Consider the following 21,645-nt stretch of genomic DNA (forward strand, 5'->3'; position numbering starts at 1 on the left):
GGAATGGCCATGTTGAAAATCGAAATTGTTCCAGAAGTGCTCGCCAAATTTAAAGAGGTACTGGAAGAGGAAGCCAACGACGACGCCGTCTTTCGCATTCGCGAAACCAAAGTCGGCGGCGGGTGAAAAAGCCACATGGAGCTCCGGGTGAGCTTGGATGAGCGCGACGATCCCGATGAAGAACAGGAGACAGCAGTGGCGGGTCTGCCTTTTGTGGTCTCCAATGACATCATTGATTCCTATGGCGAGCGGTACAGCATCGCTGTGAACGAACAGGGCATGCCCGAGGTGAAAGCTGCGGGGGCGTAAACTCGGGGGACACGCCCCGTGGTTCGTCAAACAAGGCTCACCTGGAATTCCCCCAGAGCACAGGCTTTGCTGGCAGGCTCGGCATGGGCCGAGATCAGGCAGGCGGTTTTGAACAACATGTATTTGCAGGAGGACGAACCATGTTGCAGGTCACGATTGTACCCGAGGTTGCGGCAAAATTGAAAGAGCTGCTGGCAGAAGATGAGGACGCGGTATTCCGCATTCGCGAAACCAAAGTCGGCGGTGGCTGCAAGAGTCGCATCGAGTTGCGCATCAGCCCCGATGAGCGCGAGGATCCTGATGAGGAACAGGAGATCAGGGTTGACGGGCTGCCCATAGTGGTCTCCAATGACATGATCGACAGCTATGGCGAGAGGTACACCGTGTTTGTCGACGAACACAACATGCCAGGCGTCGGGGCGGAATAAGTTTCGCTTCTCCGTAAAAAGCGGCCTGTTCCGGCCACCCCGGAACAGGCCATTTTGATGCATCGCTATCCCCGCAGGGCTTCGGTATGCTGGTTATGGCAACAGGTAAGGCGCTGGATTGCCTGCGCAGGGCACTGGACCGGGAGTGGCTGGAAAACCTGGACATTGTGCTGCGCATTCATATAGTCAGGCATGGCCGCCATAACAGTGCCGTTGACGAACTCCGCATAGGCTTTGATCTGCGCACGGGAAACGATGAAGCAACGACATGCGGCGGTCTGCCCATTGTGGCGGACAGGGATTTCCTCGACTTCGTACGCGAGCCCCATACCTTCTTCATCGTGATGAGCCAGCAGGGCCTGCCCACCGTCTGTCACTACACGAGGGCATACATGGCAACAGACGGAGCCGGCAGGCCGAGGTTCTGATGCGCCGGGGCGACCTGAGAGGCGCCCGCAAAATGTGCGAGATGCTCTCTCTGTATGGAATCTCTAACCGCAGTCGAGTCGCCTCCTGCCGCGATGCACCGGCCAGATTGCGGGGTCTGTGCAGCAAGTGGAACGAACTGGAATATTACCGCAAATCGCTTGCAATCAAGATCAAGGTGCCCGGCGGACAGCACGAAATGACCGCCCTCGAGCAAAGGAAAAGAGTGATGACCAAAGCAGCACTTATCGAAGAAATTGTCAAAATGGAATGGTCCATGTTTTCCACCGTGCATAACGAGGGCGGCAAGGCCGCCTGCCAGATGGACCGTCCCACGTTCACAATCATGCGCACCAGTCAGCACCAGACCTGGAACGAGGCGCTGCTCGCAAGTTACCTCGACGATCTGGCCAGGGCGCAGGAGGCGGGACGCAACCTCATGACCGAAAAGTACGGCCGCATGATGAAAAGCACTTTCCCGGAAGAATATGAGCGTATCGCCGCATTTTTTCCGCCGGTCAGCCCGGAAACAGGGCGGCAGATCGAGGAAATCGTGGCTGCCCATGTGGCGTGGAAAGAGGCCCTGAACGGGAAATATCCCCATCTGGCCGACAGGAGCCGGCCCACCAGGACAAAAGACGACCAGAGGGGATTGGCGTCCCTGGAAACATACACGCGCGCCGAACTGGAAACCTATTCTCCCAAGACCATAGCCCTTTACCATGCGGCCATTCAGAAACGCCTGGCGGAAAAGACCAGCGAGGCCGAGGAGAATCTGCTCAATCAGGTCAGACAGTACGGCTTCAACAGCCTGGAAGCGGCGGAAAGGCACTTCACCACTCACGAGGAATGATGCCTTCTGCGGGGGGTAACAGGCTGGTCTGCTCAGGGCCTTGTCCATTAATCTCCTGTTCTGTGCCACTTTGCGCGGTTCACACCAGGGGACTTTGCTCTCGGACATGCCATGGCTCCAGTTTGGATGTGCACTCACAGTGGAGGCGTTATACCGCACTCTCTTTGGGGCAATATCGAATTCGCACATGCTGAAGTAGCTCCGGCTGCCGCTCCGCCGGTCATTCTTTCTCCGCCCAATCCCTGCACAGGACTTCCGCCTGCTCCAAGACCAGCTCGGTAGCCCGGGCCTGCCTGTCCGGTGGATAGCCGTACTTTCGCAGAATGCGCTTGACGATCACCCGCATCTGGGCCCGGACGTTTTCCCGGACGGTCCAGTCTATGGTGATGCTGCTACGCACGGATTGCACCAGCTCCTGCGCGATCAGCCGCAGCGTCTCATCACCGAGAACCGCCACTGCGCTGTCATTGACCTCCAGGGCATCGTAGAAGGCCACTTCGTCTTCGCTCAGTCCCAGAGACTCCCCGCGCCTTGCCGCTTCGCGCATGTCCTTCGCCAGCTTGATCAGCTCTTCGATCACCTGGGCCGTTTCAATGGCCCGGTTCTGGTATTTCTTGATGGCATTCTCAAGCAGCTCTGCAAAGGACCGGGCCTGGACGACATTCTTTTGACCGCGTGTCCTGATCTCCCCTGCCAGCAGCTTGCGCAGCATCTCCACCGCCAGATTCCGCTGCGGCATGCCGCGCACCTCCGACAAAAACTCGTCAGACAGGATCGAAATGTCCGGCTTCTTCAACCCGGCTGCCGCGAAAATGTCGATGACCTCATCCGAAGAAACCGCCTTCGAAACAATCTGCCGAATGGCGAACTCGACTTCCTCCGGGCTGCGGCGGCCGTCGCCGGTACCCTTGGTCAGCACGGACTTCACTGCCTGGAAAAAGGCCACGTCGTCCCGGATTTCAAGCGCCTTCTCATGGGGAACGGCCAGCGCAAAGGCTTTCGACAGTTCGCCCACCGCCTTCACCAACCGGCTCTTGCCGTCATCCTGAGCCAGCACATGCTCCTGCGCCGCAGGGAGCAACGACAGCCGTTCTCTGGGCCCGCCGGTTTTCCAGGGCGATCGATCGAAGCCATGAAAGATGCCGCAGCAGATTTCGTAACATTCCAGCATGACCGCCACGGCCTCCTCCTGGTCAAGGGTCGTCCGACCCTTGCCGCCGCTCTCGGTGTAGTCGGCCAGGGCGTATTTGAGCTGGTCGGCTAGGCCAAGGTAATCCACCACCAAGCCGCCGGGCTTGTCCCTGAACACGCGGTTCACCCGCGCGATGGCCTGCATCAGCCCGTGGCCGCGCATCGGCTTGTCCACATACATCGTGTGCAGGCACGGCGCGTCAAAACCCGTCAACCACATGTCGCGGACGATAACGATTCTGAAGGGATCCTGCGGGTCCTTGAACCGCTTGGCCAGTTCCTCGCGGCGAGGCTTGTTGCGTATGTGTAACTGCCAATCGGCAGGGTCAGAGGCCGAACCGGTCATCACGATCTTGAGAATTCCCGCGCTGTCGTCATCATTGCACCAGTCCGGGCGGATCTTCGTGATGGCCTTATAGAGTTCGACACAAATGCGGCGGCTCATACAGACGATCATCGCCTTGCCGTCCATCGCCTCCAACCGGGTCTCGAAGTGCTTTACCAAATCCTCGGCGATCAGCTTCAGCCGCTTCTCCGTGCCGACCAGGACTTCGAGCTGCGCCCACTTGGTCTTCAGCCGCTCCCTGTGCTCGACCTCTTCCCCTTCGGTGGCCACCTCGAACTCCTCGTCCAAAAGGGGCCGCTCCGTTTCGTCGAGTTCCAGCCTGGCCAGTCGGCTCTCGTAGTAAATCGGAACCGTCGCCCCGTCCTTCACCGCCCGCTCGATGTCGTAGATGCTGACGTAGTCGCCAAAGACCGCACGGGTGTTCTTGTCGCTCAGTTCGATGGGCGTGCCAGTGAATCCGATGAAGGAGGCGTTCGGCAGCGCCTCCCGCATGTGCCGGGCGAAACCGTCGATGAAGTCATACTGGCTGCGGTGCGCCTCGTCGGCGATCACGACGATGTTGCGCCGCTCCGACAGCAGCGGGTGTTGATCCTCGCCGTTGGTGGGAAAAAACTTGTGCACGGTCGTGAACACCACTCCGCCGGAGGTGGTCCTCAGCAAGTCCCGCAGGTGCGCCCGGCTCTGGGCCTGCACGGGCTGCTGACGCAGCAATTCGTGACAGCGCGCGAAGGTGCCGTAGAGCTGATCGTCCAGGTCGTTTCGGTCGGTGATCATGACCAGCGTCGGGTTTTCCATCGCCGGATGCAGCACGACCCGCCCGGCGTAGAAGGCCATCGTCAGACTCTTGCCCGAACCCTGCGTGTGCCACACCACGCCGACGCGGCGGTCACCGGGCTTGGCGTCTTTCTGCCCCTTGGCAAAGTAGCTTCCTTCGTCCTCCCGCACCCGCCAGGGGAAAGCAGGAGGCGCACAGGCGCGGACCGTCTCCTGCAACGCGACATTGACCGCGTGGTATTGGTGGTAGCCCGCCATCTTCTTGACCAGTACGCCGCCGCCCATGTCTTCGAACACGATGAAATGCCGGATCAGGTCCAGAAAACGGCGTTTCTGGAATACGCCCTCAAGCACCACCTGGAGCTGCGGCAGTTTGGTGTCTGCAAGTTCTTCACCCTCAATGGTGCGCCAGGGCATGAACCACTCGCGGCCTGCCGTCAGCGTGCCGACCCGCGCCTCCACGCCGTCGGAAACCACCAGGGCCTCGTTGTATGCGAACAGCGACGGAATCTGCGCCTTGTAGGTCTGAAGCTGGTTGAAGGCAGACCAGATGGAGGCGTTTTCAGCGGCAGCGTTCTTCAGTTCCATCACCGCCACCGGCAGGCCGTTGACGAACAACACCACATCCGGACGCCGTTCGTGCCGATCCTCCACTACGGTGAACTGATTGACCGCCAGGAATTCGTTGTTTTCCGGGGCGTCGTAATCGAAGACCCGGACCAGATCGCCGCCGATGGTCCCATCGGCCCGCTGGTATTCAACCGGCACGCCATCGACCAGGGACTTGTGGATGGCATGGTTGTTCGCCACCAAGGACGGCGAATCCGGCCGCGTTAGCTTGCGGAACGCCTCCTCCAAGGCATCCGGCGGAACGTCCGGGTTGAGCCGCTCCAGCGCCTGGCGAAACCGACGTTCCAGCACGACCTGTCCATAATTTTCCCGCTCGGCGGCGGGCATACCGGGGGCGATCTCCGGGCCAAACAGGATTTGGTAGCCCAGACTCTCCAGCCAGACGAGAGCCGCGGCTTCAATATCGGATTCGGTCAACTGCGCCATGTTTCGTCCTCCGGCAATGGCCACTCGTGACCCGTCCCTTCGGAATCCGGATTTTCACGGTCCAATGCCCATTGCAACGGGTTATCGACAATATACGCCCGAATCCGATTCAGGGATTCGTCGTTGCGGATGATGTGTTCGTAATAATTGCGTTGCCACAACCGCCCGGGAAATGCCGTCCAGGCCCCTTTGTTCACGCCGTTGGCATACCGTTTCGTGGTCATTGTTTTGAACCGGTGCACCACGTCGGGCAACGACAACCCCGCCACCTGTCGTTGCCCCGCACCAGGGCAGGCACAGGCATTGGGGCAGGCACGGGGGCCTGCCCCTACGATCCCGATCACGATAATACCGTGGATGTGATTTGGCATGACAACGAATGCGTCGGTTGCGATTCCATATTTTTCCGGCATTTCCGTCCAGACCGTTTGAATCATTCGCCCCGCATCGTTTAACCGTATTTGACCATCGGCGATATTCCCGAACAAACAGGCCCGATTTTGCACGCAGATGGTCACAAAATACGCCCCTGCCCTGGAATAATCGTATCCTTTCAAACGGATGGATTGCCGGTGTTTGTCCGGATTATAGATCATTATGCGCCCCTAAATCCGCCCCCATGCCCATATCCCGCCCCATCGCATCCATGTAGGGGCAACCCCCTGTGGTTGCCCCTACGGATTATTCGCCATGAATTGGGTCGCGCCGCAAGAACAAATTCGCGCATGCGTTGGCACACGAACATCAGACCGATCCCCGACAATCCGTTCCGCATCCGGCACCCGCAATTCGCCGGAAATCAATTTGGGAAGCAATGTGTCGCGGATGGCGGCGAGAGTTGTAATAGAGCGCATATTTTTCAACAGCCGGGCAAGATAGTGGCGCGTGACGCTTGAAAACCGTTGCCGGAGTGCTTGCGGCGGAACTAGCATTGGCATCTCGGCAATTTCCTTGGGCTTAACCCTCTGGCGGCTACTAGTCGATCCAGTGACGCGGTTTATAATTTCTGCCTGTGCTACTTCAGACGACAGGAATGCGTAAAGGAAGGGCTGTTCGGATTCAGTTTTCGGGACAAATGGCATGAACTCCGTCGAGCAGATGCTAACCTCTGGATTTGGAATATCGGGAAGCCAGACTCGCGGGAACTGTGGATTGAGCTTTGAGGCCAGCACGCAGCAGGAGGGCACAAGATATTTACCACTCTTGATGGATTCGCCTTTTTCTCGAACTGGTTGGCGGCCATTGTCGAAGGCCGGAATACTGAAATGCTCCCATAATTGATTAGCAGAGTCCCCGGGAATTACTGCCTTTGTTTCCAGACTGGCTATGGTATTAAGCGCTCCCACCTCCCACCCCTCCGGGATCTCCCCCAGTTCTGAGTTCACCAGTCTGTCCGGAAAAGCATCCCACAGGTCAGTCGGCAGGCAGGGCAGGGATTCCCCTTTCTTCCAGCGGCCTTCCATCTTGGCGCGGACGGGGTCGAAGTCCACGAACCAGCTCTTGAAGATCGCCCGCGCCATCTCCTCCAGAGTCCGGTTCATCCGCCGGTTCAGCTCAATTTTGTCGTCCAGCGTGCCGAGGATGTGGGCAATGGCGCGCTGCTCGGCGAGGGAAGGAAACGGTATTTCAGCACTGGCAATGTCTTCGGACGAAACGGCAGGATAGGCTGCCCCCTTCTCTCTTGTGATTAAGTATTCCGTAAAAGCTTGGTTGAAAACGCAGGTGTATAAGAAACGGGGTTCAACAAGCTTAATGTTGGGCCGTAGAACAGCAAAACCTGTAGAGACGACCCAGTCATCGTTTGGCTCAGATGCGAAGAACATTGACCGTCGGTTTGGCCGAACGGTTGAAAGAATGGTGTCACCCTTACGTAGAAGCCGCTTTGCGCGGCTGGGCGCATCTGAAAGCTTCATCCACTGTGGAGCAACCTCTAATTGCCCCACTCCCACAGACGAGATGTCAATGTAACGGATATGTGAATGCGGCCAATCGCGGCCGATGGCATCGGGGTTGATATTTGCAACCTCACCCAACCGTTTTGTAGTCCAACCATCACCCGCCATAGCCCAGCGCCTTCAGGTTCTTTTTAATCTCGGCGTCCAACTTCGCGCCTTCCGCTATCTGCTCCTCCAACCGGGCGGTGAGGCGGGCCATCTTTTCCTCAAAGGGCTCCCCGTCGTCCTCGACCTTGGCTGCTCCGACATAGCGGCCGGGCGTCAGGATGTAATTGTGCTGGCGAATGTCCTCAAGCGTAGCGCTCCTGCAGAAGCCGGGGATATCTTCATAGGCCCCGGCGGATGGGTCGCCGCGCCAGGCGTGGTAGGTGTCCGCGATCTTGCGGATGTCCTCTTCGGTCAGTTCACGGTGAACGCGATCAATCATTGTTCCCAGCTTGCGGGCGTCGATGAAGAGCGTCTGGCCGCGCCGCTCGCGGAAGCGGCCGTTCTTTTTTTCGCGGGCGATGAACCAGAGGCAGACGGGTATCTGCGTCGAGTAGAAAAGCTGTCCGGGCAGGGCCACCATGCAGTCCACCAGATCGGCCTCGATGATGTTCTTGCGGATTTCGCCCTCGCCCGATTGATTGGAGGACATCGAACCGTTGGCAAGGACGAAACCTGCCAGACCGGTCGGGGCCAGGTGATGGATGAAGTGCTGGACCCAGGCGAAGTTGGCGTTACCTGCGGGCGGGACGCCGAATTGCCAGCGTTTGTCGTCCCTGAGCAGCTCGCCGCGCCAGTCGGAATCGTTGAAGGGCGGATTGGCGATGACGTAATCCGCCTTGAGGTCGGGGTGCAGATCGTGGTGGAAGCTGTCGGCGTGTTCCCGGCCCAGGTTGTTGTCGATCTGCCGGATGGCGAGATTCATCTTCGCCAGCCGCCAGGTGGTGTGGTTGGATTCCTGGCCGAAGACGCTGACATCGGCCCTCGCCCTTCCCCCATTGCCGTTGCCGCTCGCATGGGCCTTGACGAAGTCGACCGACTGGACGAACATGCCGCCGGAGCCGCAGCATGGGTCATAGACTCGGCCTTTGTAGGGACTGAGCATCTCAACGAGGAGTCGAACGACACAGCGGGGTGTATAGAACTGGCCGCCCTTCTTGCCCTCGGCGCTGGCGAACTGGGAAAGGAAGTATTCGTACACCCGGCCGAGGATGTCCCTGGAGCGGTTGGCCTTGTCACCCAAACCGATGTTGCCGACCAGGTCTATGAGCTGGCCGAGCCGCTGCTTGTCGAGACGCGGGTGGGCGTAGTCCTTGGGCAGCACGCCCTTGAGCGATGGGTTGTCGCGCTCGATGGCAAGCATGGCATCGTCAACGACCTTGCCGATGGTCGGCTGCTTGGCGTTGGCCTTGAGATGAGCCCACCGGGCTTCCTCCGGCACCCAAAATATGTTGACCGCCCGGTACTCGTCCGGATCCTCCGGATCGGCGCCCTGGCCCCGCTCCGCCTCGAGCCTGGCGTGCTGCTCCTCGAAGGCGTCGGAGATGTACTTGAGGAAAATCAGACCGAGCACAACGTGCTTGTACTCGGCAGCGTCCATGTTGGAGCGGAGCGCGTCGGCCGCCCTCCACAGATCGGCTTCAAAACCGAGGTTTGCGCCGTTGTTCGTGTTTTTTGCCATATCAGCGCCTCTTCTGGAGAAAACTTCTGTAGGAGGGCCTTGCCCTGTTCATCCGGATCCCGGGCCGGAGTCTCGATCTGTTTCTGCGCCAACGGCGGCGGCTTGCTGCGGCCGTTCTCCGGTCGGTGACGATGGGGCAGGTCATGCCAGGCCTGGGCGCCCTCGGTTCCTTTGCAAAGCTCATGGAGTGACCAGAATGTCCAGTCTGGGCGGACAACGTCGCTTGCCCTCCAGACCAGAAAAACCTGAGAGAAATAAAGGAAACCGAGGCAGTATCATGCAATAAAAGGAGCGATGTCAACGCTTATTTCCAGTGGGAGCCCTTTCTGGACTGGCAGCGGATTCTTTCGGCCTTTCAGCGCCAGATTCCGCCCCGAGCGGCATGTCGAAGCGGATCGAAAAACGGAGAACAGGAGAATTCAAAAAGGACATTTTCGGTGAGCGCCCGCGAGCTCAGGCTTGGTGCCTGACACCCAGATTTCGAAACGAAAAAACAGGGCAGATTGCGGGGCAGATTCAGCGTCGGCACGCCGGAAACGACAAGACCCCGGGGGGACTCGCCCACGGGGTCTTGTCGTCAAACAGGAAGCGCTGACATTCAGCGGCTTGCATTCTGGCTCCTCGGGAGGGACTCGAACCCCCGACAGGGTGGTTAACAGCCACCTGCTCTACCGGCTGAGCTACCGAGGAATAAAGTGCTCCAGCAAAAAATGCTGGCTGGGGGACAGGGATTCGAACCCCGATAAGCGGAGTCAGAGTCCGCTGTCTTGCCATTAGACCATCCCCCAACGCGATGGCGACTCGCTTTTTAGGAAAATCTGACGCCGCTGTCAAGGGAAAAGAGCCTGAAGCTCACTGCCTGCTCCCGTCTTCGACCGAAAGCGTACCGATGTTGATGCTGTTCTGCTCTGGCCGGTCAGTTGCCGGCTGCTCGCCATTGCGCACCGAAAGCGGCTTGATGGCAATATTGTTACCGTCCTGGGCTTGCAGCGATCTATCTGAATAGGTGCGACGCATCATGTTCAGAAACAGCAGGCCCAACACCAAAAGCACAATGAGCGTGCCCAGCGCCGCTGCCCTGCCCTTGGGAACAGCCGTCCATTTTTCCTGCAGACCGGCAAAAAGAGGGGCGCGCGCCGGGGCGAAGTCGCCTTCCGGCTGCTCCCGGACGCTTTCCACTGCATCGACGGGCCGGGCTGCCAGTCTGGCGCCAAGGGCCGCCCGCCACCGGGCGATGCGGCCATGCAAGGGTCGGCGAGCGCTGCGCCGGGAGCTGTGCAGATCTTCGGGCCCGGGCTCATTTTTCGGCCGGGTAGCCTCGGGAACGGGATCAGCGACTGCTTTCCTGGCCGCCTGGTCCTGGGCCTCCACCTGCCGCTTGCCGTATTCCAGACCAGGCACGTCAACGGCAATCCGCTCCATTTCCCGGTGCATTTTGCGGGCCAGCACGTACTCGCCCTCGGCAATATACTTATTGGCCTGCAGTTGCAGGTCGCGCACCACGGCGAGCAGGCCGTCCAGTTCGCGTTCCAGCGCCTGCCGTTCCTCGGCCGGGATGTCGTCCTCATCCAAAAGGCCGAAAAGAAACTGGGCCTCGAAGAGCCGCTTTTCCTTGATCCGTTCCCGAATCACAACAGCGGCATTGTGCGAGGGCAACTGGGAAGAGGCAAGATGTGGCGTTGGCATGGTCTTCTGATCTGAATCCAGGAAAAGCTCTTGACAAAAATCGCCCCAGCCATCGAAACAGGTTCTGGGGCTTAATGCAGCATCCGAACCAGTATTTTCACAAGCACATAGGTCGCAAGCCCCGCACCTGCGGCGCCGTACATGGGCAGTCAGGGCGAACAGCGCCCCCGGCTCATACGGCGCAAGCACCTCAGGGTTATCCAGGCCGCACCGACCGCGCAACCAAGCGCCAACACTTCGTTCAGCATGGGCACCTCCTAAATATGGGCCTTGACCCCGGTCTTTTTACGCAGCCGAATGGCATTGGGCGTAATCTCGACCAGCTCGTCTTCGTTGATATAGGCTATACATTCTTCAAGACTCATGTCAAGAGGCGGTGTCAGAATGACCGCATCATCCGAGCCGGCGGCACGGATATTGGTGAGCTTTTTGCCCCGGGCCGGGTTGACGACCAGATCGGTCTGGCGGTTGTGCTCGCCTATGATCATGCCCGGATAGGTTGCCACGCCCGGGCCGACAAAAAGCCGGCCGCGCTCCTGAAGGTTGAAGAGCGCGTAGGCCACGGTGGTGACCGCCTCCTTGACCACCATGACGCCGTTGACGCGGTTCTGAATCTCGCCGGTATAGGGCCCCCAGCCGGCGAAGACATAGTTCATCACGCCCATGCCGTGGGTATCGGTCATAAACACCGAGCGGTAGCCCAACAGCCCGCGGGTCGGAATTTTGAACTTCATGCGGGTCAGCTCCGGCCCCACCTGCATGTCGATCAACACGCCCCTGAGCCGGCCCAGTTTTTCGATGACCGCGCCCTGATACTGCTCGTCCACGTCAATCGTCAGCTCTTCGTAGGGTTCCAGCTTCTGGCCATTTTCCTCGCGCATGATGACCTGCGGCCGGGTCACCTGAAACTCGTAGCCTTCCCGCCGCATCTTCTCGATGAGAATCGAGAGGTGCAGTTCGCCGCGGCCTGCAACCTCAAAGCCGCCCCCCTTGCCCAGAGGGCTTACCTGCAGCGCCACGTCGGCCAGCGTCTCCCGCTTCAGTCGTTCCTCAAGGTGCCGGGAGGTCACGAATTTGCCATCCTGCCCCACAAAGGGCGAATCGTTGGGGATAAAGTGCATGGCAATGGTGGGCGGATCGATTTCGATCACCGGCAGGGGCTGTGGCTTGTCCGGGTCGGTGAAGGTCACGCCCACGGTCACGTCCTCCATGCCGGCAACCGACACAATGGCCCCGCAGCAGGCCTCGTCCACCGGCGCTTTCTGGTCGCCATTAAAGGCAAAGATCTTGTTGATGCGGGCGGGCCCGATGCTGCCATCCCGCCGCACCACAACCATGGGAGTGCGCAGGTCAAAACGGCCGCTGCTCACCTTGCCGGTCCCCAAGCGGCCCAGATACGGCGAATAGTCGATGGTGGCGATCTGAAACTGCAGGGGGCCCTTCGGATCGCCAGGCGGCGGCGGCACGTGCCGCACGATCATTTCGCTGATGGCGTCCATGGTTGCGCCCTCGGGCGAGTCGCTGAGACTGTTGAGCGCATAGCCGCTCTTGGCCGAGGCATAGACCACCGGGAAGTCCAGAATTTCGTCCGGTGCGCCCAGCCGGACCAGCAGATCGAACACCTGATCCACCGCCCAGTCGGGCCGGGCCGCCGGCTTGTCGATCTTGTTCACCACCAGAAGAATCGGGAGCCTGGCAGCCAGCGCCTTTTTCACCACAAAAAAGGTCTGGGGCATGGGGCCCTCCTGGGCGTCGACCAAGAGTACCGCGCCGTCGGCCATGCGCAGCACCCGCTCCACCTGACCGCCGAAATCGGCGTGGCCGGGCGTATCGATGATGTTGATCTGATACCCGCCGTAACGGTAGGAGCCGTTTTTGGCGGCAATGGTGATACCGCGCTCGCGTTCCAGTTCCATGGAATCCATCAGGCGTTCCGCCACCTGCTGGTTATCGCGAAACATGCCGCTCTGGCGGAAGAGCTGGTCAACCAGGGTGGTCTTGCCGTGGTCAACGTGGGCGATTATGGCGACATTACGAATGTTTTCCTGCTTCATAATCGGCGTGCACAAAAACGAAAAACGGAAGGATGCAGGGCGTCAGCAAACGGGCCGCACCAGGAACAAAAAAGGGGGGGGGGCAGTAAAACAAAAAGTCGGAAAAATTGCAAGAAAAGCGCCGCACAGCTACCCGGCCCTGTGCCCCTGTTCCGGGTTTTTCGGGCGGGTGGACCCGGGCGCTGCCGCCATGCTGTTCCAGGTGGCCGCACGCTTCAGCGCTGGTTGAAGCCGGTGAGAATGGGGAACTTATCGGCGAATTCAATAGTGGTCAGCGCAGCGTTTTCCACCTTGAACTTCCAGTAGCCACCGCTCGCGGAGCCGCTGAGGTAATGCGACAGGATTGCGCGGATACAGCCCCCGTGGGATACTACCGCAAGATTTCGCCCCGAATACTCGTTCAGGATTTCATCGCAAAAATCCAGCAGTCGCTGAGCGAAGGCCGTAAAATCATCGCCGCCCGGAATCCGGGTATGTGCCCAATCGTGCAGCCAGCTTTGCCAGAGATCCGGGTAACGGCTCGCAATCTCGGCAAAATACAGCCCTTCCCATTCGCCGAAATGGCATTCGCGCAGGCTGCTGTTGGTCAGAATGCGGGCCTCTGGCCCGAAAACCTGCACAGCGGTTTCCACGGTGCGCAGCATGGGGCTGGCAAAAATCGCGTCCACCGGCAGGCTCCGTGCCAGGCGGGCCAGCGCCATCGCCTGCCCACGTCCCTTGTCGCTCAGGGGCACGTCGGTGCTGCCCACCAGAATGCCACGCTCGTTTTCCTCGGTCGCCCCGTGCCGGATGAGATAGAGCCGGGTCGTCGCCATCTCCTTCATGCCAGTTTCCAAAACAAATAGAAAATAAAAAATGTTGCTATTTCAGAGAGTTCAATCGTCGCCCCGATGGTATCGCCGGTAATGCCGCCCAGTTTTTTGGTCAGAAAGCGGGCAAAGCCCACCGCAAGCGCCATGCAGGCGGCCATGGTGCAGACGAGCAGGGGCAGAGGATTGGGCGTGCTCAGGCAAATGGGCAGGAGCAGGACCAGCGCCAGCAAGGTGGCGCGCAGGGCCTCGCGGCTGCCCACCTGATCGACAAAGGCGCCCAGACCCGGGCTGTTCCGGGCATATCCGGCCGCAGCGGCATGCCAGGTCAGCGCCATACGGCCGGCAATGGGCGCGGCCAAAAGGGCCGGCACTGCCCAGCGCGTCGGCAGTGCGGACAGGATGAGCCACGGGAACAGCAGGGCCAGCACAATGGCCACCACGCCGTTTGCGCCAGTGGCCGGGTCCCGCATGATGTGCAGCATTTTTTCAGGAGAACGGTTCGAGAAGAGGCCGTCCGCGGTGTCGCCCAAACCGTCCAGATGCAGGCCGCCGGTGATGAGAATCAGTGCCAGCACGGCAAAAAAGGCCGCCAGGTTCGCATCGAAAAACCGGGCCGCCAGCCCGAAAAGCGCTGCCGCCGGCAGGCCGATGAGCAGGCCCACAAGGGGCATCCACTTCATGCCGCACACGAAATTTTCAGCCGTGAAAGGCACCTCACCGGGCAGCGGGTAGCGGGTCATGAATTGAATCATCAAAATCAGGGCAGCCATTTGCTCCCCTCCGGCTGCTTGAGGCAGAGCGGCAGACCGGCCACGACCAGATACACGGCATCCGCCCTGGCGGCCAGATACTGGCTGGCCGTTCCCGCGCAATCGCGAAAGAAGCGTGCAAGCGGGGCAGGCGGCACAATGCCGAAGCCGACCTCGTTGGCCACGAAAATCACCCGCCCCGGAAAGGCCGCGGCAGCATCGGCCAGCGCCGCCATTTCCGCCTGCACCGCCTCTGCCGGCAGGCGCAGTTCGGCGCTGGGCGGCGATTGCGGCGCATCCCAGTCCAAAGCTTGCTGCAAAATGATATTGGTGATAAGCACGGTCAGGCAGTCCAGGAGCAGCACGTCAAGATTACTTAAGGCGATAAGCCGGGACGGCGTCAGCGGCTCCTCGAAGGTCTGCCACTGCGGGCCCCGGCGTTCCCGGTGCCGCCTGATGCGTTCCACCATCTCGGGGTCCATCGCCTGGGCGGTGGCAATGTAGCCCAATCTGCCGCCGCACTTTTCGGCAAGGCTTTCCGCAAAAGCGCTTTTGCCGCTTTTGGCCCCGCCGGTTACCAAAGTCACATGGCCCATACTGTGCTCCACCGTCCCTGGGCAAGATGCAGCCGCCGCTTTCAGGCCGCAGGCAGGGGAATCAGGCGGCTGCTTTCCAAACGGGCCACGAGCGCCTCCGGCCGGTCTTCGGTGTCCAGCCTGATGACGCCCGGCTCCTCCGCCCCGGGCAGGTCAAAGGTCTTTTGCTGATACCGGTAAATTTCCGGCCGGCCGTCGGAAACCGCGTCCCTGTCCGCACCGCGCAGGGCCAGGCGCCGCATGGTCTCGGCCCGGGAGCAATGGCAATACACGAACAGCGCCGGACAGGCCAGCCGGGCCGCGGCTTGCCGCAGCCGGTCACGCTCCGCAAGCTGGCTGTAGGAACCGTCCAGCAGCACCAGGGGCGCCCCGGCCCTGATGTCCGCCTCCGCCTGCCCAAGCAGGGCCTGATAGGTCCTGGCACTCATGTCCCTGGTATAGATGCCCTGTTCGATGCCGTCCGGCCTGCGGGTGCCGGGCGCCAGTCCGGCCAGTTCCTTGCGCATCTGATCGGTATTGTAGCGAGGCGCGTGCCAGCGGGCCGCACAGGCCGCTGCCAGCGTGGATTTGCCCGAAGCGGTCATGCCAAAGAAAACCAGAATCATGGCGCCTTACTGATCTGCCGCATAACGCATGGCGAGCCGGAAGTACTGCTCCGCCCCGGCCAGACATTTGCGGCGGCTCTGCTCGTCCACGCTTTGGTCGTTTGCCGTGAACAGGCCGATCTTGCCACGCACGTAGGCCCGGTAGCACTTGTAGAAGTTCAGCATGTCCAAAAGCCCCCTATCCCCGCTCACCTGGACAAAGCGTTCGATAAAGTGCCGGGACAGGTCGTCCAGACCGTGATAGTCCAGATCCATTGCCAGAAAGGCCACGTCACAGGCCACATCGCTGTAGCGAAAACGCTCGTTGAACTCGATACAGTCGAAGATATAGGGCTTGTCCGCCAGACAGATATTGGCAGAGTACAAATCGCCGTGGCACTCGCGGATGGCGCCCGCCTGAATACGCTTCTGGAAGCGCTCCGGCTTGGCCAGCACCGCGCAGGCGGCAGTGGAGATGGCGTCAAACTGCTCCTTGGTAAGCGCTCCGCCGCCAATGAAGCCCTTGGTCTGCTCGAAATTTTCCAGCACATTCATGGTCACGGCCTCCGCAGCGCCGAATCGGGCCAGACTTTCCCCGCTTGCCGTCTGCTGCGCGGCCTGCCGGTAAAAGGGCACGAGCAGGTCCACGATCTGGTCGATATGCGCGGCCCCAAGCTCGCCCCGCTCGATCAGGTGCGGCATCATGCGCTCTTCCGGCATGCGCCGCATTTTTATGCCGTATTCCACCACGTCTTTGGCCTGCTCCAGCGGCAGGAGCGCCAATCCGCCGTTCTGTTCGCATACAGCCACCATGCCCAGGTAAATGTCCGGGCAGAGGCGGCGGTTCAGCGCCACCTCCTGTTCGCAGTAAAATCGCCGCTGCTCCAGGGTCGAAAAATCGAGAAAACCGAAATTGACCGGCTTCTTGAATTTGTAGACCGTGTCGTTGACCAAAAATACCCAGGAAATATGGGTCTGCACCAGCTCGACTGCAGCCCCCGAGCCGCCGCCTGCGGATTCCAGCAAGAACCGGACAAAAGCCGGAGAATTCGTGTGTGTCGTCATAGCATGCCTCGCTTTGAAATGGAGGCCTTACTGTACCAAAGCCCGCCCGTTTCGTAAACCGGCAGCCTGTGACAGAGTGCCTGAGAACCCTGGCAGAGGAGAAAAACATGAACGACGCATCCCTGCTGATCCAGGCAGCTTTCCTGCAGGAAAGCCGGGTGGTCATCGTGATTGCGGGGATGGCAGGCGCTGCCTTCCGCGGTGGCAGGTCGCACGCCGGCCCCGGGGTCTCGCCCCGTGCCGACCGGCGCGGGCTATGGCGGCGCTGCCGCGCTTCCGGGCATGCTCAACAGAAAGTTGCAGCCCAGGCGCAGGTTCCAAATCAAACGCGAGGCGACAGAAGAGCGGACGCACGCCGGGGCCGAAATAAAAAAAGACCGGCTCAAAATTGAACCGGTTTGGCTGGGCAATTTTTCCAGAACATATTGCCGGACGAAAAATGGGCTAAGACTAAAAGTCGTAGCCCATTGAAATTATTGGTGCTCCAGGCAGGAATCGAACCTGCGGCACCAGGATTAGGAATCCTGTGCTCTATCCCCTGAGCTACTGGAGCGTACAGAAATTCCGGGGCAAAGGCATGGCACGCCCATCCCAGCCACTCCTGTGCGCCGGGAATAAACCATACTCAGGCAGCAAGGGCAAGAAATTCTCTGGCCTTTTATCCCGTCTCCTGTCCCTGCTCCTTGTTTTTGCCTGGCTCAAATCGACTCGCCGTCCGCCAGTTCAAGGGCATCCCTGCTGTCATCCTCGTTAAAACCGTAGGTCACACGGCAATTCCGCCCGATGTGGGCATGGGCCGGCACCCGCGCCTCCTTGCCGACCAGCGTGATCCCCGTATACAGGTGTTTGGGAAAGAGCCTGTTGGCCACGTGCAAGTCCTCGCCCTGGCCCACGACCGCGCCCTCGCGCACGTACACCCGTTTGTCGCAGATGGCCAGATCCACCTTGGCCCCTTCCTCGATCACCGAATCATGAAAGATCACCGAATTGTTGACTACAGCGCCCTTGCGCACCCACACTCCCGGAGACAGTACCGAATTGGTCACCGTCCCTTCAATGATGCAACCCGCCGAAATCATGGATGCATGCACCTTGCACCCGCTCACGAAACGTGCGGCCTGCCGGTCCATGGGGCGGTCGCCGTATTCCGGATTGGAACAGATGTCCCATGCCTCGGGCGAAATGCCGGACCCGGGCCGGAGCACGTCCATATTGGCTTCCCAATAGGCCTGAATGGTACCGACATCGCGCCAGTAGCCGTAGAAGGGATAGGCAAAGACCTTGTCTTCCCTGATGGCCCGCGGAACGATGTGCATGCCGAAATCCACCTCCTCCCGGTCGCGCTCCAGAGTGCGCAGCAGGTATTTGGTCTCGAACACGTAAATACCCATGGAGGCCAGGTTGGTGCGCGGAATGGCCGGTTTTTCCTCCCAGTCAACGATCCGGTTTTCCGTGTCCACAATGCCGGCGCCAAACTGATGAATGTCACGCATGGGCACGACCATCATGCCGATGGTGATATCTGCCTTCTTGTGGCGATGGTAGGCCAGCATGGCATCGAAATCCATGCGGTAAATGTGATCGCCTGAAAGGACGATAACCTGATCCGCCGGGTTTTGTTGGATAAAATCGATGTTTTGCCTGATGGCGTCAGCCGTGCCCCGGTACCAGTCGGAATCCTTTGCGCCGGTACGCGGCGGCAGAATCTTGACCCCGCGGGAGCGGCCCGTAAAGTCCCAGGCCTCGCCGCCTTTGATATGGGCCATGAGGGAAAGCGGCTTGTACTGGGTGAGCACGCCCACCCGGTTCAGGCCGGAGTTCATGACATTCGAGAGACTGAAATCAATAATACGGTACAAACCGGCAAAGGGCACCGCCGGTTTGGCCCGGTGCCCAACCAACAGATCCAGCCGGCTGCCGATACCGCCTGCCAGCAACAGGACCAGAGCCTCACCTGTGTCTCTCATAGCAGTGCCTCTCCGTCTTGCAGTTGTGATGCCGGCCAGGATGGGGCAGGCAGACTCGGGACAACCGAACAGCCGCTCCCTATCTGCATGCCTTTGGGCACGCTGTTGCTGGCGCCAATAACCGTTACCCTGCCCATGGCAGCGTCGTCACCGGGCCTGCCCACCACGGCGCCTGTGTTGTACACCGTGTCCACATCGCTGACGACCCTGTTCAGCAGGACCCCCTCATGCACGATGTTGTCGAACATGATGACGGAATTGCTGATCTCCGCGCCGCACTTCACGTGCACGCCGGGGAAGAGGATGGAATTACGCACCGTGCCATCGATCACGCAGCCGTCATAGGCCAGCGAATTCTCCAGGCTGCCCCGGGGGCCGATCATAACCGGCTGCCGGTTGGCAATGTCCCGATGGTGCAGGTTGGTACGGATGCCCCAGGCTTCCATGTCGATTTTGGGCGCCTCGCCCAAAAGGTCCATGGAGGTCTGCCAGTACTCTTCAATGGTCTTGGTGTAACCCCAGTAACCCTGGAAATTGTAGCCATAAACCTTGTAGTGCTCACGCACCATCATAGGAATGATGTCGTGGCCGAACTCGTAGGAGGTGTTCTTCTGATTCCTGGTGAGCACATCCACCAAAACCGCGGGCTTGAAGCAGAAAAGAGTGAGGGAGGCCTTGGTGTAGTGCGGACGTTTTGGTTTTTCCTTGTAATCCAGAATCGGCCCACCATAGGGGCCATCTTCGGCAATTTTGGCCACGCCGAAGCGGGAAGCGGACTCGATGGGCACATCAACGAAAGCTGCAGTCAGATCCGCATCCATCTGCTGATGGTAACGGATCATGCGGCTGTAATCCATGTGGTAAATATGGTCGCCGGAAAGGATCAGGACCACTGAGGGATTGATGTGCCGGATAAAGTCCAGGTTCTGGAACACGGCGTCTGCCGTACCGCGGTACCAGTGCGTGTTGCTGTAGTCCTTGAAAGGCGGCAGAATGGAAATGCCGCGGTTCCGGCCGATCATGTCCCAGGACGCGCCCGTACCAATATGGTTGATGAGAGAGTAGGAACGGTACTGGCTCAGGATAGCCACCCGTTCAATGCCTGAATGCAGCAAATTGGACAGGGCAAAATCAATGACACGGGCAAAGCCGCCAAAAGGAACAGCGGATTTGGGACGGTGGTGCGTAAGTACGCCAAGCTCGTCTACGCGGCCGCCAGCCAGTACCATTGCCAAAATGGCCGGTCTATTCATAGGGCACCGCCTCGCAGGTAGGGGCAACCGCAAGCCAGGACAGGCCATTATTCCAGGGCACGCGGCTGCTCGATGAATATGCCTGCATTATGATATGCCCCCGCTGGCATTGCAAGCGCTAAAAATTCCGCCCTTGCAGGCGCGGGCTGGCCTTTTTTCGCAAAAAAGCCCCGCCGGCATGCACCAGCGGGGCTTGACGGCCCTTCAGCACCAAGGGGCCGGGCTTACATCAACTGCCTGAAGAAGTCGTTGCCCTTGTCGTCCACCAGGATGAAGGCGGGGAAGTCCACGACTTCGATTTGCCACACCGCCTCCATGCCCAGTTCCGGATAGTCGATGCACTCCACCTTCCTGATGTTTTCCTCGGCAAGTTTGGCCGCCGGGCCGCCGATGGAGCCCAGATAGAAGCCGCCGTGCTTCTTGCAGGCATCCGTCACCTGCTGGGAGCGGTTGCCCTTGGCGATCATCACCATGGCGCCGCCATGGCTCTGCAGCAGATCCACGTAGGAATCCATGCGGCCGGCCGTGGTGGGGCCAAAGGAGCCGGAGGGCTTGCCTTCCGGCTTTTTGGCCGGGCCGGCGTAATAAACCGGGTGCCTGCCCAGATATGCGGGCAGCGGCTTGCCGGCATCCAGCAGCTCCTTCCACTTGGCATGGGCGATATCCCGGCCCACGATGATGGTGCCGCTCAGCGACAGGGGCGTGGCGACCGGATGCTTGCTCAGCTCTGCCCGGATGGCCGTCATGGGCTGGTTCAGGTCGATCCTGACCACCTTCGGGTTGCTCTGCCTGCGAATGCTCTCCGGAATGAGGCGGCCCGGTCTGGCGTCCATCTGCTCGATCCACAGGCCCTCTCTGGTGATTTTGGCCTTGATGTTGCGATCGGCCGAGCAGGACACGCCCATGCCCACCGGACAGGAGGCGCCGTGACGCGACATGCGGATGACACGGATGTCGTGGGCAAAGGCCACACCGCCAAACTGCGCGCCCAGTCCCAGTTTGCGGGCTTCCGCCAGCAGCTCCTTTTCCATGTCCAGATCGCGGAAGGAACGGCCGTATTCATTGCCGCTCGTGGGCAGGCTGTCCAGATATTTGGCGCTGGCCAGCTTGACGGTCTTCAGGTTGGTCTCGGCGCTGGTGCCGCCGATGACAAAGGCGATGTGGTAGGGCGGACAGGCGGCGGTGCCGAGCGTGCGCATCTTGTCCACCAGAAATTTCCTGAGGGTCTGGGGATTGAGCAGCGCCTTGGTCTCCTGATACAGGTAGCTCTTGTTGGCGCTGCCGCCGCCCTTGGCGATGAAGAGAAACTTGTATTCGCCGCCCGCGGTGGCGTAGATGTCGATCTGGGCCGGCAGGTTGCACTTGGTGTTGACCTCCTCGTACATGGAAAGGGGCGCATTCTGCGAGTAGCGCAGGTTCTCCCCGGTGTAGGTGGCATAGATACCTTCGGAGAGCTTTTCGGCGTCATCGCAGCCAGTCCACACCTGTTGGCCCTTTTTGGCCACCACGCAGGCCGTGCCCGTATCCTGACAGAAGGGGAGGACAAAGTCCGCAGCCACCTCGGCATTGCGCAGCATGGCAAAGGCCACCAGCTTGTCGTTTTCCGAGGCCTCGGGATCGCCGAAGATCGCGGCCACCTGCTCGTTGTGTTCGGGCCGGAGCAGGAAGGAGACCTCGCGCATGGCAGTCCTGGCCAGCACCTTCAGGGCCTCGGGGTCAACTCTGAGCACATCTTCGCCGGCAAATTGCTCCACGCTCACATACTTTTCGGAGCCTTCGAGGCGGCGGTAGCTGGTGGTGTCGGGGCCGAGAGGCAGGGGATCCTGATAGACAAAATTGCTCATGGTTCTGCTCCTTGGATTGGGAAAGGTGGGT

General features: G+C 60.0%; 19 protein-coding genes and 3 tRNA genes. 5 read left to right on the forward strand and 17 right to left on the reverse strand.

Going from position 1 to position 21,645, the window contains the following annotated elements; all coding sequences use genetic code 11:
- Positions 1-147 precede the first annotated feature (147 nt).
- The 4 genes from CAY53_RS13075 to CAY53_RS00685 all read left to right on the forward strand — a co-directional run bounded on the left by CAY53_RS13075 (position 148) and on the right by CAY53_RS00685 (position 2,016).
- On the forward strand, positions 148-309 hold the full coding sequence (locus CAY53_RS13075) for a hypothetical protein (RefSeq protein WP_219842683.1): 162 nt from the start codon (positions 148-150) through the stop codon (positions 307-309).
- Between the two features lie 140 nt (positions 310-449).
- Positions 450-737 (forward strand): ErpA-related iron-sulfur cluster insertion protein, encoded by a 288-nt coding sequence (locus CAY53_RS00675; RefSeq protein ID WP_104935503.1) that lies wholly within the window; start codon positions 450-452, stop codon positions 735-737.
- Between the two features lie 86 nt (positions 738-823).
- Complete coding sequence (locus CAY53_RS00680) at positions 824-1,165, forward strand: hypothetical protein (RefSeq protein WP_104935504.1); 342 nt, start codon at positions 824-826, stop codon at positions 1,163-1,165.
- Positions 1,165-2,016: a DUF4125 family protein gene (locus CAY53_RS00685; protein WP_219842685.1), complete on the forward strand. Its 852-nt coding sequence runs from the start codon at positions 1,165-1,167 to the stop codon at positions 2,014-2,016. Before CAY53_RS00680 ends, CAY53_RS00685 begins: the two co-directional genes overlap by 1 nt.
- A gap of 220 nt (positions 2,017-2,236) precedes the next feature.
- Here CAY53_RS00685 and CAY53_RS00690 read toward each other — a convergent pair whose 3' ends face one another.
- The 13 genes from CAY53_RS00690 to CAY53_RS00755 all read right to left on the reverse strand — a co-directional run bounded on the left by CAY53_RS00690 (position 2,237) and on the right by CAY53_RS00755 (position 16,550).
- Positions 2,237-5,383: a type I restriction endonuclease subunit R gene (locus tag CAY53_RS00690; RefSeq protein WP_104935505.1), complete on the reverse strand. Its 3,147-nt coding sequence runs from the start codon at positions 5,381-5,383 to the stop codon at positions 2,237-2,239.
- Complete coding sequence (locus CAY53_RS00695; protein ID WP_104935506.1) at positions 5,371-5,979, reverse strand: transposase; 609 nt, start codon at positions 5,977-5,979, stop codon at positions 5,371-5,373. The genes CAY53_RS00690 and CAY53_RS00695 overlap by 13 nt, the downstream gene beginning before the upstream one ends.
- Positions 5,980-6,057: 78 nt before the next feature.
- The gene (locus CAY53_RS00700; protein ID WP_104935507.1) at positions 6,058-7,446 is read right to left on the reverse strand and encodes a restriction endonuclease subunit S; all 1,389 of its coding nucleotides are present in this window, start codon (positions 7,444-7,446) and stop codon (positions 6,058-6,060) included.
- A complete protein-coding gene (locus CAY53_RS00705; protein WP_104935508.1) occupies positions 7,436-9,004 on the reverse strand; it encodes a class I SAM-dependent DNA methyltransferase in 1,569 nt (522 codons plus the stop codon). The genes CAY53_RS00700 and CAY53_RS00705 overlap by 11 nt, the downstream gene beginning before the upstream one ends.
- A 614-nt stretch (positions 9,005-9,618) precedes the next feature.
- A tRNA-Asn gene (locus CAY53_RS00710) sits at positions 9,619-9,694 on the reverse strand.
- Between the two features lie 24 nt (positions 9,695-9,718).
- Positions 9,719-9,792 (reverse strand) — tRNA-Gln (locus CAY53_RS00715).
- Between the two features lie 64 nt (positions 9,793-9,856).
- Positions 9,857-10,690 (reverse strand): hypothetical protein, encoded by an 834-nt coding sequence (locus tag CAY53_RS00720; protein ID WP_104935509.1) that lies wholly within the window; start codon positions 10,688-10,690, stop codon positions 9,857-9,859.
- Positions 10,691-10,947: 257 nt separating this feature from the next.
- Complete coding sequence (typA, locus tag CAY53_RS00725; protein WP_104935510.1) at positions 10,948-12,744, reverse strand: translational GTPase TypA; 1,797 nt, start codon at positions 12,742-12,744, stop codon at positions 10,948-10,950.
- Between the two features lie 215 nt (positions 12,745-12,959).
- Positions 12,960-13,568, reverse strand: coding sequence for a histidine phosphatase family protein (locus tag CAY53_RS00735; protein WP_104935512.1), 609 nt, complete (start codon positions 13,566-13,568; stop codon positions 12,960-12,962).
- The gene (gene cobS, locus CAY53_RS00740; RefSeq protein WP_104935513.1) at positions 13,565-14,326 is read right to left on the reverse strand and encodes an adenosylcobinamide-GDP ribazoletransferase; all 762 of its coding nucleotides are present in this window, start codon (positions 14,324-14,326) and stop codon (positions 13,565-13,567) included. The genes CAY53_RS00735 and cobS overlap by 4 nt, the downstream gene beginning before the upstream one ends.
- Positions 14,314-14,901 (reverse strand): bifunctional adenosylcobinamide kinase/adenosylcobinamide-phosphate guanylyltransferase, encoded by a 588-nt coding sequence (gene cobU / locus CAY53_RS00745; protein ID WP_104935514.1) that lies wholly within the window; start codon positions 14,899-14,901, stop codon positions 14,314-14,316. The genes cobS and cobU overlap by 13 nt, the downstream gene beginning before the upstream one ends.
- Before the next feature lie 41 nt (positions 14,902-14,942).
- On the reverse strand, positions 14,943-15,506 hold the full coding sequence (locus tag CAY53_RS00750) for a P-loop nucleotide/nucleoside kinase family protein (protein WP_104935515.1): 564 nt from the start codon (positions 15,504-15,506) through the stop codon (positions 14,943-14,945).
- Between the two features lie 6 nt (positions 15,507-15,512).
- Positions 15,513-16,550, reverse strand: coding sequence for a phosphotransferase (locus tag CAY53_RS00755; RefSeq protein ID WP_104935516.1), 1,038 nt, complete (start codon positions 16,548-16,550; stop codon positions 15,513-15,515).
- 107 nt (positions 16,551-16,657) lie between these two features.
- Between CAY53_RS00755 and CAY53_RS00760 the strand changes: the two genes are divergently transcribed.
- Positions 16,658-16,942 carry a hypothetical protein gene (locus tag CAY53_RS00760; protein ID WP_104935517.1) on the forward strand — a complete coding sequence of 95 codons (285 nt, stop codon included), beginning with the start codon at positions 16,658-16,660 and terminating at the stop codon, positions 16,940-16,942.
- 85 nt (positions 16,943-17,027) lie between these two features.
- Here CAY53_RS00760 and CAY53_RS00765 read toward each other — a convergent pair.
- From CAY53_RS00765 to CAY53_RS00780, 4 genes are all read right to left on the reverse strand, one after another.
- A tRNA-Arg gene (locus CAY53_RS00765) sits at positions 17,028-17,103 on the reverse strand.
- 145 nt (positions 17,104-17,248) lie between these two features.
- Positions 17,249-18,517 carry a glucose-1-phosphate adenylyltransferase family protein gene (locus tag CAY53_RS00770; protein ID WP_104935518.1) on the reverse strand — a complete coding sequence of 423 codons (1,269 nt, stop codon included), beginning with the start codon at positions 18,515-18,517 and terminating at the stop codon, positions 17,249-17,251.
- Positions 18,514-19,770, reverse strand: coding sequence for a glucose-1-phosphate adenylyltransferase family protein (locus CAY53_RS00775; RefSeq protein ID WP_104935519.1), 1,257 nt, complete (start codon positions 19,768-19,770; stop codon positions 18,514-18,516). Before CAY53_RS00775 ends, CAY53_RS00770 begins: the two co-directional genes overlap by 4 nt.
- Positions 19,771-19,994: 224 nt before the next feature.
- Complete coding sequence (locus tag CAY53_RS00780) at positions 19,995-21,614, reverse strand: fumarate hydratase (RefSeq protein WP_104935520.1); 1,620 nt, start codon at positions 21,612-21,614, stop codon at positions 19,995-19,997.
- Positions 21,615-21,645 lie beyond the last annotated feature (31 nt).

Origin of the sequence: Desulfobulbus oralis (genome assembly GCF_002952055.1) — a bacterium.
GTDB lineage: Bacteria > Desulfobacterota > Desulfobulbia > Desulfobulbales > Desulfobulbaceae > Desulfobulbus > Desulfobulbus oralis.

Excerpts from the sequence above, each read along its gene's own strand:
- CAY53_RS00700 (WP_104935507.1), bottom strand. The coding sequence starts at position 7,446 with ATGGCGGGTGATGGTTGGACTACAAAACGGTTGGGTGAGGTTGCAAAT.
- cobU (WP_104935514.1), bottom strand. The coding sequence starts at position 14,901 with ATGGGCCATGTGACTTTGGTAACCGGCGGGGCCAAAAGCGGCAAAAGC.
- cobS (WP_104935513.1), bottom strand. The coding sequence starts at position 14,326 with ATGGCTGCCCTGATTTTGATGATTCAATTCATGACCCGCTACCCGCTG.
- CAY53_RS00775 (WP_104935519.1), bottom strand. The coding sequence starts at position 19,770 with ATGAATAGACCGGCCATTTTGGCAATGGTACTGGCTGGCGGCCGCGTA.
- CAY53_RS00755 (WP_104935516.1), bottom strand. The coding sequence starts at position 16,550 with ATGACGACACACACGAATTCTCCGGCTTTTGTCCGGTTCTTGCTGGAA.
- CAY53_RS00780 (WP_104935520.1), bottom strand. The coding sequence starts at position 21,614 with ATGAGCAATTTTGTCTATCAGGATCCCCTGCCTCTCGGCCCCGACACC.
- CAY53_RS00690 (WP_104935505.1), bottom strand. The coding sequence starts at position 5,383 with ATGGCGCAGTTGACCGAATCCGATATTGAAGCCGCGGCTCTCGTCTGG.
- CAY53_RS00695 (WP_104935506.1), bottom strand. The coding sequence starts at position 5,979 with ATGATCTATAATCCGGACAAACACCGGCAATCCATCCGTTTGAAAGGA.
- CAY53_RS00680 (WP_104935504.1), top strand. The coding sequence starts at position 824 with ATGCTGGTTATGGCAACAGGTAAGGCGCTGGATTGCCTGCGCAGGGCA.
- CAY53_RS00685 (WP_219842685.1), top strand. The coding sequence starts at position 1,165 with ATGCGCCGGGGCGACCTGAGAGGCGCCCGCAAAATGTGCGAGATGCTC.
- CAY53_RS00750 (WP_104935515.1), bottom strand. The coding sequence starts at position 15,506 with ATGATTCTGGTTTTCTTTGGCATGACCGCTTCGGGCAAATCCACGCTG.
- CAY53_RS00770 (WP_104935518.1), bottom strand. The coding sequence starts at position 18,517 with ATGAGAGACACAGGTGAGGCTCTGGTCCTGTTGCTGGCAGGCGGTATC.
- CAY53_RS00675 (WP_104935503.1), top strand. The coding sequence starts at position 450 with ATGTTGCAGGTCACGATTGTACCCGAGGTTGCGGCAAAATTGAAAGAG.
- CAY53_RS00760 (WP_104935517.1), top strand. The coding sequence starts at position 16,658 with ATGAACGACGCATCCCTGCTGATCCAGGCAGCTTTCCTGCAGGAAAGC.
- typA (WP_104935510.1), bottom strand. The coding sequence starts at position 12,744 with ATGAAGCAGGAAAACATTCGTAATGTCGCCATAATCGCCCACGTTGAC.
- CAY53_RS00720 (WP_104935509.1), bottom strand. The coding sequence starts at position 10,690 with ATGCCAACGCCACATCTTGCCTCTTCCCAGTTGCCCTCGCACAATGCC.
- CAY53_RS00735 (WP_104935512.1), bottom strand. The coding sequence starts at position 13,568 with ATGAAGGAGATGGCGACGACCCGGCTCTATCTCATCCGGCACGGGGCG.
- CAY53_RS00705 (WP_104935508.1), bottom strand. The coding sequence starts at position 9,004 with ATGGCAAAAAACACGAACAACGGCGCAAACCTCGGTTTTGAAGCCGAT.